Origin of the sequence: Rahnella sp. ChDrAdgB13, from assembly GCF_017655185.1 — a bacterium.
GTDB classification, from domain to species: domain Bacteria; phylum Pseudomonadota; class Gammaproteobacteria; order Enterobacterales; family Enterobacteriaceae; genus Rahnella; species Rahnella contaminans.
Window position 1 is genome coordinate 1 of record NZ_JAEMGT010000062.1, and the last position, 12,648, is coordinate 12,648.

General features: G+C 54.6%; 11 protein-coding genes and 1 other RNA gene. 8 read left to right on the plus strand and 4 right to left on the minus strand.

What is annotated here, in order from left to right:
• The 4 genes from asr to zapA form a co-directional block, all read right to left on the minus strand.
• A partial coding sequence (gene asr, locus J8X26_RS16120) for an acid resistance repetitive basic protein Asr (protein ID WP_208951387.1) occupies window positions 1-387 on the minus strand: 387 nt, incomplete at its 3' end.
• Between the two features lie 180 nt (window positions 388-567).
• Window positions 568-1,164 carry a 5-formyltetrahydrofolate cyclo-ligase gene (locus J8X26_RS16125; RefSeq protein ID WP_208951388.1) on the minus strand — a complete coding sequence of 199 codons (597 nt, stop codon included), beginning with the start codon at window positions 1,162-1,164 and terminating at the stop codon, window positions 568-570.
• Between the two features lie 39 nt (window positions 1,165-1,203).
• Window positions 1,204-1,387, minus strand: a non-coding RNA gene (ssrS, locus tag J8X26_RS16130) — 6S RNA.
• 49 nt (window positions 1,388-1,436) lie between these two features.
• A complete protein-coding gene (gene zapA / locus J8X26_RS16135; protein WP_013576788.1) occupies window positions 1,437-1,766 on the minus strand; it encodes a cell division protein ZapA in 330 nt (109 codons plus the stop codon).
• Between the two features lie 253 nt (window positions 1,767-2,019).
• Between zapA and J8X26_RS16140 the strand changes: the two genes are divergently transcribed.
• From J8X26_RS16140 to J8X26_RS16175, 8 genes are all read left to right on the plus strand, one after another.
• Entirely contained in the window at window positions 2,020-2,592 is a 573-nt protein-coding gene (locus J8X26_RS16140; protein ID WP_101075350.1) for a YecA family protein, read from the plus strand.
• A gap of 54 nt (window positions 2,593-2,646) precedes the next feature.
• On the plus strand, window positions 2,647-3,963 hold the full coding sequence (gene pepP / locus J8X26_RS16145) for a Xaa-Pro aminopeptidase (protein ID WP_208951389.1): 1,317 nt from the start codon (window positions 2,647-2,649) through the stop codon (window positions 3,961-3,963).
• Window positions 3,964-3,981: 18 nt separating this feature from the next.
• The gene (gene ubiH, locus J8X26_RS16150) at window positions 3,982-5,160 is read left to right on the plus strand and encodes a 2-octaprenyl-6-methoxyphenyl hydroxylase (protein ID WP_208951390.1); all 1,179 of its coding nucleotides are present in this window, start codon (window positions 3,982-3,984) and stop codon (window positions 5,158-5,160) included.
• A 28-nt stretch (window positions 5,161-5,188) separates the two neighbouring features.
• Complete coding sequence (gene ubiI / locus J8X26_RS16155; protein WP_208951391.1) at window positions 5,189-6,415, plus strand: FAD-dependent 2-octaprenylphenol hydroxylase; 1,227 nt, start codon at window positions 5,189-5,191, stop codon at window positions 6,413-6,415.
• A 310-nt stretch (window positions 6,416-6,725) separates the two neighbouring features.
• Window positions 6,726-7,823, plus strand: coding sequence for a glycine cleavage system aminomethyltransferase GcvT (gcvT, locus tag J8X26_RS16160; RefSeq protein WP_208951392.1), 1,098 nt, complete (start codon window positions 6,726-6,728; stop codon window positions 7,821-7,823).
• A gap of 60 nt (window positions 7,824-7,883) precedes the next feature.
• A complete protein-coding gene (gcvH, locus tag J8X26_RS16165; RefSeq protein ID WP_152327769.1) occupies window positions 7,884-8,270 on the plus strand; it encodes a glycine cleavage system protein GcvH in 387 nt (128 codons plus the stop codon).
• Window positions 8,271-8,379: 109 nt separating this feature from the next.
• Window positions 8,380-11,253, plus strand: coding sequence for an aminomethyl-transferring glycine dehydrogenase (gcvP, locus tag J8X26_RS16170; RefSeq protein ID WP_208951393.1), 2,874 nt, complete (start codon window positions 8,380-8,382; stop codon window positions 11,251-11,253).
• 330 nt (window positions 11,254-11,583) lie between these two features.
• Window positions 11,584-12,327, plus strand: coding sequence for an SDR family oxidoreductase (locus J8X26_RS16175; protein WP_208951394.1), 744 nt, complete (start codon window positions 11,584-11,586; stop codon window positions 12,325-12,327).
• Window positions 12,328-12,648: the final 321 nt, after the last annotated feature.

Here is a 12,648-nt window from a genome sequence, read left to right on the forward strand (position 1 = left end):
TGCTTTCTTAGCATGTTTCACGTGTTTTTTAGCAGCCTGCGCTTTCTGAGCTACCGGAGCAGCTTTCTTAGCATGTTTCACGTGTTTCTTAGCAGCCTGCGCTTTCTGAGCTACCGGAGCAGCTTTCTTAGCGTGTTTCACGTGTTTTTTAGCAGCCTGGGCCTTCTGGGCTACCGGAGCAGCTTTCTTAGCGGCTTTTTTGTGTTTTTTAGCAGCCTGCGCTTTCTGAGCGACTTTCTTGTGAGTCTTGTGTTTAGTTACATGCTTGGCCGCAGGCGCAGCGGTCGTTGCAGCAGCAGGTGCCGGAGTAGCGGTTGTTTCAGCAGCGAAAGCGACAGAAGACAGACCCATTGCAGCGGCTACAACCAGAGCTAATACTTTTTTCATGTTTAATTCCTCAGAGATATCGGTTTATGTGTCTGCCCCACTGCGGGGCCGTTGAGAAGATAATAGACATGACGGAATTTATTGTCCGTGAGGGATTGGTTTCGGCGTGTAACGGTATGTATAAGGGAAATTTTCTGAGGGGAGTATTCTCTGAGAGGAGTATCAACAGTCAGCCTATCTTCACCACGTCCACACTTTGCCCGGCGTGATCACTTGCGGCAAAGGCACATCCCAGTGCTCCACCGGCAAGACGTCCACCTGCTGGCAATCATGCGCTAAGCCAATCGGATACGGCCCGCCATCCCGCCAGTGCTCCAGCGTGCGGTCGTAGAACCCTCCACCCATACCCAGACGTTGTCCGTGGCGGTCAAACGCGACCAGCGGCGTCAGGATGATATCCAACTGAGACAATGGCACAACCTGTGTGACATCAAGTTGTGGCTGGAGGATTTTAAGACGATTGCGTACCAGCGGTGTTTCAGGCGCATAGCGCAGGAACAACAGATGGTGAGGGGAAAACGGATGCAGCACCGGCAGACAGAGCTCTTTTCCTTCCTGCCACAGGCGCTGAATCAGCGGTGTGGTATCAAGCTCTCCGTCGAAGGACAGAAAAACTGAAATCGTGGTGGCAGACTGAATTTCAGGGTGCGCGGCAACGCGATCTGCGGCCTGAAGGGCAAACTCTGTTTGCTGACCGGCAGTCAGATTTTTTCTACGCTGGCGAATTTCAGTGCGAATATTTTGTCGGGCAGAAGTAAAAAGAGGAGTGTGCGACATAGATACAAACACCAGAAAGGGATGTACCGAAAAGAAAGGGGAATCTCCGAGATGCCGTCGCAGGCTGTAACCCTTGAACCCATGGTTCAAGGTGAACGTGCTGTCGCAATCTTTAGGCTTCTCGGACGAACCGAGCATGCGCACCGATTACGGATCATCACATTCTGTTGGTACTAATTATCGGCTCAGGGGACGGGCCCGCTGGCGAACATCTCAGAGAAATTTTTTACCGCTTCTGACTGGCCTGTGACGAGCCACATCAGCAACGTGTGTTATTCGAAAGGCGCCCCTTCACGTTCAGAGATCCGGCCTTGTTCGAGCAATGCCTGCTCGATGGTTTGTTGCAGCATCCGGATACGTTGTTCCATATTGGATGCGTAATCGCGCGTTTTCAACCTTTCCTGAGCAAGTTCGTGACATACGTTCAATGCCGCGATGAAAACCAGTTGCTCTGTATTGGTGACTCTAGTGCGAACTTTAAGATCTTGCAACCGCTGATTAAGATCTTCAGCTGCCAGATTCAGTGCTTCCTGTTGTTCTGGCGGACAATTCACCCGTAACGAGCGACCAAAAATTTGAATATCTACCGGTTGTGCAGACATGCCACCTTCCTGCTGATTTATTCGTCCGCCCCAACGTGACCACTACGACCTGGCGCAGGATGTTGGAAGCGGGCGCCACTATAACTATCTCAATACCAGGTTACAACCCCATGACCGGCTGACTGCTGCCCGATTGTTCAGGGCGTGCCATTCAGGCCAAACTGAGCCTGATTGCGGGCTGCTAATCTGGTACTACGACAGACCTTGGTGGTAGCATAACACGAACTTAACCTGCCAACGATGGCGAATGCGCATGTCTATTGAGAATACTTACCCTACTTACGATTCGTTGGATCAAAACCTGAAACAACAATCGGTTGCTTTGACCGCAGCAGAAATGCACGGTCTGATCAGTGGCTTACTGTGTGGCGGCAACCGCGACGGCAGCTGGCTGACGATGGTGCATGACCTGACCAATGAAGGCCTGGCCTTCCCGCATACGCTGGCGGATTTGCTGCAACAACTTCGTAAAGTTACGTCCGATACGCTGGAAGATGACAGCTTCGAATTTAAAATGATGATGCCCGATGACGACAAAAGTGTCTTCGAACGTGCCGACGCCCTCGCCGGTTGGGTCAACCATTTCCTGCTCGGCCTTGGCATGATGCAGCCTAAACTTGCGAAAGTGAAAGGCGAAGTCGGCGAAGCCATCGATGATTTGCGCAGCATCGCGCAACTTGGCTACGACGAAGATGAAGATCAGGAGCAACTGGCGCAATCTTTAGAGGAAGTGGTGGAGTACGTCCGCGTGGCAGCCATTTTATGCTTTGGCGAATTTGGCCACAGCCTGCCGTCTGCACCGGAAAATACCCGCACGTTGCACTGATAATTCGAGAACCCAGTTAATAACAACGAACTAAAACGATTTCAGGAGAAAGTGATGACTCAGCAAGAGATCGAGAACCGTCGCCAGGCGCTGTTAGCGAAAATGGTACCGGGAAGTGCTGCGATAATTTTTGCGGCCCCCGAAGCCCCGCGCAGCGCCGACAGTGAATACCCGTATCGTCAGAACAGTGACTTCTGGTATTTCACCGGTTTCAACGAACCGGAAGCTGTGCTGATTCTGGTTAAAAGTGATGAAAATCATAACCACAGCGTGCTGTTTAACCGCGTGCGTGATCTCACCGCTGAAATTTGGTTCGGGCGCCGTCTGGGGCAGGAAGCAGCACCGGCTAAGCTGGGCGTGACCAAAGCCTTGCCTTTCGGCGACATCAACGACCAGCTTCATCTACTGCTCAACGGCCTTGACGTGGTCTATCACGCGCAGGGCGAATATGCCTATGCCGATGAAATCGTTAACCGCGCGATGGAAAAACTGCGTAAAGGTTTTCGCCAGAACTTCGCCGCGCCCGCGACCGTCACTGACTGGCGTCCGTGGGTTCACGATATGCGTCTGTTCAAGTCCGCCGAAGAAATCGCGGTTATGCGCCGTGCCGGGCAAATCACTGCGCTGGCACACACCCGCGCAATGGAAAAATGTCGTCCGGGAATGTTTGAATATCAGCTCGAGGGAGAAATTCATCACGAATTTAACCGTCATGGCGCACGTTATCCTTCTTACAACACGATTGTTGGCGGTGGCGAAAACGGCTGCATCCTGCACTACACCGAAAACGAATGTGAGCTGCGTGACGGCGATTTAGTGCTGATCGACGCCGGTTGTGAATATCAGGGCTATGCCGGTGATATCACCCGTACATTCCCGGTGAACGGCAAGTTCAGCAAAGCACAGCGTGAGATCTACGACATCGTGCTGGCGTCAGAATACAAAGCACTGGAAGTCTTCGGACCGGGCAGCAGTATTCAGGCGGCGACCGAAGCGGCTGTCCGCGTCATGATCGAAGGACTGGTCAAACTGGGCGTAATGAAAGGTGATGTGGAAACTCTTTACGCTGAGCAGGCGCATCGCCAGTTCTTCATGCACGGTTTATCTCACTGGCTGGGGCTCGATGTTCATGACGTCGGTCATTATGGCTCGGTTGATCGCAGCCGTACGCTGGAACCCGGCATGGTACTGACCGTTGAACCGGGCCTGTATATCGCGCCGGATGCTGACGTACCTGAAGCGTATCGCGGTATCGGTATCCGCATTGAAGACGACATTCTGATCACTTCCACCGGCATTGAAATTCTTACCGGTGATGTGGTGAAAGAAGCCGATGATATCGAATCCTTAATGGCGGCGGCACGTAAATAATATGAGCATTGTTTCTTTATGAGCATAGTGATTGTTGGTGGCGGAATGACCGGTGCCACGCTGGCGCTGGCAATTTCCTCGCTGACGCAGGGGCGTCTGCCGGTGCATCTGGTGGAGGCGACCGCGCCGCAAGAACACGAGCATCCGGGTTTTGATGCCCGTTCGATTGCGCTCGCGCAGGGAACCTGCCAGCAACTGGCGCGCGTCGGGATCTGGCCGGCACTGGCAAAAATCGCGACGCCTATCCGTGACATTCACGTCAGCGATCGCGGCCATGCGGCTTTTGTGAATCTCACTGCGGGGCATTATGGTGTCGAAGCGCTTGGTCACGTTGTTGAGCTGCATGAAGTCGGTAACCGTTTGTTTGCCATGCTCAGCAAAGCTCCCGGCGTGACGGTGCATTGCCCGGCAAAAGTGGTTGATGTTCAAAGACAAACCGACAGCGCGAGTGTCACGCTCGACAGCGGTGAAACTCTGACCGCGCAGTTGCTGGTCGCTGCCGACGGTTCCCACTCTTCGCTGGCGAAAGCCTGCAATATCAGCTGGCAGCGCGAGGATTACGGGCAGATTGCCGTCATCGCCAACATCGCCACCAGCGAACCGCATAACGGCCGCGCGTTCGAACGCTTCACCCAAAACGGACCGCTGGCTTTATTGCCGATGTCCGACGGGCGCAGTTCGCTGGTCTGGTGCCACCCGCGCGAAGCCCGTGAAGAAATTGATCACTGGAGCGAGGCGAAGTTCCTCAGCGAACTGCAAAAGGCATTTGGCTGGCGGCTGGGTACCATGAAACAGGCCGGTAAACGCTTCAGTTATCCGCTGCAATTACAAAAAGCCAACAGCCATATCAGCCATCGTCTGGCGCTGGTGGGTAACGCGGCGCAAACGCTGCATCCGATTGCCGGTCAGGGTTTTAACCTCGGCCTGCGCGATGTGATGACGCTGGCGGAAACGCTGGCAAGCGCCGCAAAGCAGGGCAACGACGTCGGCAGTTATCGCGTACTTTGCGATTATCAGAACCGCCGTCAGCCCGATCAGCTGGCGACCGTCGGCGTGACCGACGGCCTGATCCACCTCTTTGCCAACCGTTATCTGCCGTTAATGGTTGGCCGCAATCTGGGTTTACTGGCGATGGAAGGCATCACGCCGTTGCGCGATGCGTTTACCCGACGGACGCTCGGCTGGGTTGACCGTTAATTCCGTTCCGGGCTTTACAGGAAAAATTATGCAATCTTTTGATGTGGTTATCGCCGGGGGCGGAATGGTCGGTCTGGCGCTGGCATGTGGTTTACAGGGCAGCGGTCTGCGCGTTGCGGTGCTGGAAAACCAGCTGCCGGATCTCGATTCGCCATTGCCGGAACAGCCGGGTCTGCGCGTTTCTGCCATCAACGCCGCCAGCGAGCGCCTGCTCAAATATATCGGCGTCTGGGACAACATCATCGCTCAGCGCGCCAATGCGTATCAGGGAATGGAAGTCTGGGATCGCGACAGCTTCGGTAAAATTGCATTTAGTGGCGAAGAATATGGGTTCAGTCATCTCGGGCACATTATTGAGAATCAGGTGATCCACCGCGCCCTGTGGCAGCGTGCGGAAAAATCTTCCGACATCACTTTGCTTGCGCCGGCCACACTGAAAAACGTGGCGTGGGGCGAGAATGAGGCGTTTATCACCCTTAATGACGATCGCCAGCTCAGCGCGCGGTTAGTGGTCGGAGCGGACGGTGCCCAGTCCTGGCTGCGTCAGCACGCCGACATTCCGCTGACATTCTGGGATTATCGCCATCATGCACTGGTGGCGACCATCCGCACTGAAGAGCCGCACCAGTCTGTTGCACGTCAGGTATTCCACGGCGAAGGCATTCTGGCGTTTCTGCCGCTGGCTGATGCGCATTTGTCTTCTATCGTCTGGTCAGTTTCGCCGGATGAAGCTCAGCGTCTGAGCGCGCTGGAGCCTGAGGAGTTCAACAAAATCCTCGCCAGCACTTTTGACCTGCGCCTGGGTATTTGTACCGTTGAAAGTGAGCGCCTGACCTTCCCGCTGACCGGCCGTTATGCCCGCAGCTTTGCCGGACAACGTCTGGCGCTGGTCGGTGATGCCGCGCACACCGTGCACCCGCTGGCAGGACAGGGCGTCAATTTAGGTTTCATGGATGCCGCAGAACTGGCATCGGAAATCAGACGCCTGCAAAAAGAAGGCAAAGATTTCGGCCAGCATATGTACCTGCGTCGTTACGAGCGCCGCCGCAAACACAGCGCCGCGCTGATGCTGGCGGGTATGCAGGGCTTCCGCGAATTGTTTGCCGGTGACAATCCTGCCAAAAAACTGCTGCGCGATATTGGTCTTACGCTGGCGGATTCTCTGCCGGGCGTGAAACCAAAACTGGTGCGTCAGGCGATGGGGCTGAATGATTTACCGGAGTGGTTACAGGACGATTTACTTCGATTGAAATAATCTAATTTCAGCTCGGTTTTTCCATTACATTTTCTAATCCGGGGCCGGATTTCTCATTCTGCAAATGGTGAGAAATCTGGCCTTGTCGTTATATAACATCGATATTTTTGATGTTTATTTGTAGATTTTGCGCCACAAACCCCAGTTTACCAGTCAAAAACTCTGCACAATGCCCTTGTGAAATCACTGACGTTTATCCCGCTCTGCATATTTTAACTTATGGTTAGTGAGCTTATTCAGTGGTAAGTTCGAGCAAAGGGTATCGTTTGCGCGGTGTGCTGTTTATGCACTTAATTAAATGAGGAATAAGATGGTTAAGCAGACTCAGCTTTATGAACAACATGTTGCGTGTGGCGCGCGTATGGTCGATTTCCACGGCTGGATGATGCCATTGCATTACGGCTCTCAGCTGGATGAACACCACATTGTGCGTCAGGATGCCGGTATGTTTGACGTCTCGCACATGACCATCGTTGATCTGCACGGTGCCCGTACCCGTGAATTCCTCCGTTACCTGCTGGCGAATGATGTCGCCAAACTCACCGTTCCCGGTAAAGCGCTTTATACCGGCATGCTCAATGCGTCCGGCGGCGTGATCGACGACCTGATCGTTTACTTCCTCAACGAAAACTATTTCCGCCTGGTGGTGAACTCCGCGACCCGGGAGAAAGACCTGGCATGGATTTCGCAGCATGCAGAACCGTATGGCATCGAACTGACCGTGCGTGATGACTTAGCGCTGGTAGCCGTGCAGGGCCCTCATGCAAAGGAAAAAGCAGAAACCCTGTTTACCGCTGAACAAAAACAAGCGGTCGCGGGGATGAAGCCGTTCTTCGGCGTTCAGGCGGGTGACCTGTTTATCGCCACCACCGGTTATACCGGTGAAGCGGGTTATGAAATCGCACTCCCGCAAGAACAGGTTGCTGATTTCTGGCAGAAACTGCTGGCAGCAGACGTGAAACCTGCCGGTCTGGGCGCGCGCGACACGCTGCGTCTGGAAGCGGGTATGAATCTTTACGGTCAGGAAATGGACGAAGGCGTTTCACCGCTGGCAGCCAACATGGGCTGGACCATCGCCTGGGCACCTGAAGACCGCAACTTTATTGGCCGTGACGCACTGGAAAGACAGCGCGAGCAGGGCACCGAACAGCTGGTCGGTTTAGTGATGACAGAGAAAGGCGTATTGCGTAACGAACTGCCGGTGCGATTCACCGACAGCGCGGGCAACACGCTGGAAGGCGTGATTACCAGCGGCTCATTTTCTCCGACGCTCGGCTACAGTATTGCTCTGGCACGCGTTCCGGCAGGCATTGGCGAGCACGCCATTGTGCAAATCCGTAACCGCGAAATGCCGGTGAAAGTCACCAAACCAGGTTTTGTCCGCAATGGCAAACCGCTGGCGCAGTAAAAATTTGAGATAAAATTATCCAGTTAACGCTGAATTAAGCACTTTTTTGGAGAAAATATAATGAGCAATGTTCCAGCAGATTTGAAATATGCCTCTTCCCACGAGTGGGTACGTTCAGAAGGCAACGGCGTTTACACCGTAGGTATCACTGAACACGCGCAGGAATTACTGGGCGACATGGTTTTCGTTGATTTGCCAGAAGTGGGCCGTGAAGTCGCCGCAGGTGAAGACTGCGCCGTGGCGGAATCGGTTAAAGCGGCTTCCGATATTTATTCTCCAGTCAGCGGCGAAATCGTTGCGGTTAACGGCGAACTGGAAGGTTCTCCGGAACTGGTCAACAGCGAGCCGTACGGCGCAGGTTTCCTGTTCCAGATTAAAGCGTCAGACGAAAGCGAACTGGCTAATCTGCTTGATGCAGAAGCCTATGCTGCTTCTGTAGACGAATAATCAGGACTGCAATGCCCGCCCCGCAACCCGTTTGCGGGGTGAATTCAAGACCCGTAGCTTTTGTCAGTATCCCAAGACACCTCCAGCAGATTTCAGGAATGCGTAGCAAATGACTCAGACTCTCAGCCAACTCGAAAACAACGAAGCCTTTATCGGCCGTCACATTGGTCCGTCTTCTCAGCAGCAGCAACAGATGCTGGATACGGTCGGTGCAGACTCGTTAAACGCGCTGATCCAGCAGATCGTTCCGGTCGATATTCAGCTGCCGGGGCCACCGGCCGTCGGTGATGCCGTGACGGAACATCAGGCGCTGGCTGAGCTGAAAGCCATTGCCAGCCAGAACCAGCGCTATAAATCCTACATCGGTATGGGTTACAGCGCGGTGCTGACACCGCCGGTTATCCTGCGCAATATGCTGGAAAATCCGGGCTGGTATACCGCGTATACTCCGTATCAGCCGGAAGTGTCGCAGGGCCGTCTTGAAGCGTTGCTGAATTTCCAGCAACTGACATTAGATCTGACCGGTCTGGATCTGGCTTCTGCTTCTTTGCTCGATGAAGCAACCGCTGCGGCAGAAGCGATGGCGCTGGCAAAACGCGCCAGCAAACTGAAAGATGCTAACCGCTTCTTCGTGGCGGATGACGTGCATCCGCAAACGCTGGACGTGGTTCGCACCCGTGCGGAAACGTTCGGTTTTGACATCATCGTTGATAAAGCTGAAAAAGTGCTCGAACTGGAAGGCGTGTTTGGCGTGCTTTTACAGCAGGTCGGCACTACCGGCGAAGTGCACGATTACACTGCGCTGCTGGGCGAACTGAAATCCCGCAAAATTATCACCAGCGTTGCCGCTGATATTATGGCGCTGGTGCTGCTGGCCGCACCGGGCAGGCAGGGCGCAGACGTCGTCTTTGGTTCGGCGCAACGCTTTGGCGTACCGATGGGTTACGGCGGTCCGCACGCGGCATTCTTTGCCTGCGTAGACGAATTCAAACGCTCCATGCCGGGCCGTATCATCGGCGTTTCCCGCGATGCTGCAGGTAAAACAGCCCTGCGCATGGCGATGCAAACCCGCGAGCAACATATCCGCCGCGAAAAAGCCAACTCCAACATTTGTACCTCGCAGGTTTTACTGGCCAATATTGCCAGCCTTTATGCGGTATTCCACGGCCCTGAAGGCCTGAAACGCATTGCGTCACGCATTCACCGCCTGACCGACATCCTGGCCGCTGGCCTGAAACAGGGCGGTCTGACGCTGCGTCATAACACCTGGTTCGATACACTGACTGTTGAAGTCAAAGACAAAGCCGCCGTGCTGGAACGCGCGCTGAGCTTCGGCCTGAACCTGCGTACTGACATTCACGGCGCAGTCGGTATCACGCTCGACGAAGCGACCTCCCGCGAAGACGTTCAGGTGCTTTTCGCTGCCCTGCTGGGTGACGATAACGGTCTGGATATCGACAAGCTGGACAATGCCGCATCGACCGACAGCAACTCGATTCCTGCGGCCATGCTGCGTGTGGATCCGATCCTCACCCATCCGGTATTCAACCAGTACCACAGCGAAACCGAGATGATGCGTTATATGCACCGTCTGGAGAAAAAGGATCTGGCGCTGAATCAGGCGATGATCCCGCTGGGTTCCTGCACCATGAAACTGAATGCTGCGGCAGAAATGATCCCGATAACCTGGCCGGAATTCGCCGAACTGCATCCGTTCTGCCCGACAGAACAGGCGGGCGGTTATCAGCAAATGATCGGTCAGCTGTCACAATGGCTGGTTCAGCTCACCGGTTACGACGCTGTCTGTATGCAGCCAAACTCCGGCGCGCAGGGTGAATATGCGGGTCTGCTGGCCATCCGTCGTTACCACGAAAGCCGTAACGAAAGTGGTCGTCACATCTGCCTGATCCCAAGTTCAGCACACGGCACCAACCCGGCATCTGCACAGATGGCGAGTATGACCGTGGTGGTGGTGGCTTGTGATAAGCAAGGCAACATTGACCTGAGCGACCTGCGTGAGAAAGCGGCGAAAGCGGGTGACGAACTGTCTTGTATCATGGTGACGTACCCGTCAACGCACGGCGTTTACGAAGAAACTATCCGTGAAGTTTGCCAGATTGTGCATCAGTACGGCGGTCAGGTTTACCTCGACGGCGCGAACATGAACGCACAGGTCGGCATCACCACGCCGGGTTACATCGGTGCTGACGTCTCGCACCTTAACCTGCACAAAACCTTCTGTATCCCGCACGGCGGCGGCGGTCCGGGCATGGGGCCGATTGGTGTGAAAGCGCATCTGGCACCGTTTGTTCCGGGTCACAGCGTGGTACAGATTGACGGCGTGCTGACGCAAAACGGTGCGGTTTCTGCGGCGCCGTTCGGCAGCGCGTCAATCCTGCCAATCAGCTGGATGTACATCCGTATGATGGGCGCGGAAGGCCTGAAACAAGCCAGCCAGGTCGCTATCCTTAACGCCAACTACATCGCTACCCGTCTGAAGGACGCGTATCCGGTGCTCTACACTGGCCGCGACGGTCGTGTGGCACACGAATGTATTCTGGATATCCGTCCGCTGAAAGAAACCACCGGTATCAGCGAAATGGATATCGCTAAACGCCTGATCGACTACGGATTCCACGCCCCGACCATGTCCTTCCCGGTTGCCGGCACGCTGATGGTTGAGCCAACCGAATCAGAAAGCAAAGTGGAACTGGATCGCTTTATCGATGCGCTGCTGGCAATCCGCAGTGAAATCGACCGCGTAGCGAAAGGCGAATGGCCGCTGGAAGACAACCCGCTGGTGAATGCACCGCACGTGCAGAATGAGCTGGTCAGCGACTGGAGCCATCCGTACACCCGCGAAGTGGCGGTATTCCCGGCCGGGTACGACAACAAATACTGGCCGACCGTGAAACGTCTGGATGACGTGTACGGGGACAGGAATTTGTTCTGTTCATGTGTGCCGATGTCAGATTACGAGTAAGACTCGTTTTGACTGAGGCCGCCATTATCTGCGGCCTCAGCTAACGTCTAAATCAGGGGCGTGGGCGCCGGCCCACACCGGGTTAAGGGGCGTAAACGCGCCCCTTAACAATCCTGCGTTTTTTCACTCTGCGCTGTCGCATTTACGATGGACATGCTTTGTTAAAATAGTGAGTGGCGTAGATTCAGGTGCTTCGCACTGACTTCTCTTGGCCTTCAAGCCATAGGTCTTGAAGCCGCTCCGTTCAGCTGAATTTTGAGCACGCCAATTACGTTTTCTAAAAGATAAACCCCCTGTGTTTTTGAATTTAAGATCCCACTGGAGTATTCAATGAAAATCGCTCTCGTCACCGGCGGTAGCCGCGGTATCGGCCGTGCAACCGCGATCCTCCTCGCGCAGCAGGGTTACGCCGTCGGCGTCAACTATCTGAATAACGAAACCGCTGCACAATCTGTCGTCGATGAAATTCAACAGGCCGGTGGCAAAGCCATTGCGCTTCAGGCTGATATTGCCGACGAAACGCAGGTGGTCGCGATGTTTAAACGCCTGGGCGAAGAACTCGGGACAATCACCGCGCTGGTGAATAATGCCGGGATTTTGTTCCAGCAGACCACCATTGAAAATCTCTCCGCTGAACGCATCAATAAAGTGCTGTCCACCAACGTGACGGGCTATTTCCTGTGCTGCCGCGAGGCGGTGAAAATCATGTCGCACCGGCACGGCGGAAAGGGCGGGACGATTGTGAATGTCTCTTCCGCGGCTGCCCGTCTGGGTGCGCCGGGCGAATATGTTGATTACGCCGCGTCAAAAGGGGCGGTGGATACCCTGACCACCGGTCTGGCGCTGGAAGTGGCGGCGTACGGTATTCGCGTTAACTGCGTGCGGCCCGGTCTGATTTATACCGAAATGCACGCCAGCGGCGGTGAGCCGGGACGCGTCGATCGCGTGAAGGCCAATCTGCCGATGCAGCGCGGTGGCCAGCCGGAAGAAGTGGCGCAGGCGATTTACTGGCTGCTCTCCGATTCCTCCTCCTACGTCACCGGCAGCTTTCTCGATCTGGCGGGTGGGAGATAATACTTTCTTCGGATGCAGAAGCGCCTTAAGGCGCTTTTTTTATGTCCAAACGGTCAACTCCACACAAACGGTCATAACCGGTCATGAGAAACCACGAGGAATTGTGACCGTTTGCAAAACTGTTGCTGTCTTGTTGCAACGCAAATGACGATTTAATGCCGTTCCCGCCACAGATCCAAACTTTAACATTTCATCTTTTCTCAGCTTTTCGTGACAAATATCACATGACGGCGGTGGCAAAAAATGCACACAGCCGCGTTTGAGGCACTGCGCATTCCACAACCACCGGGCTGCGTATCCTGTTTGACATCGGGAAAGAGG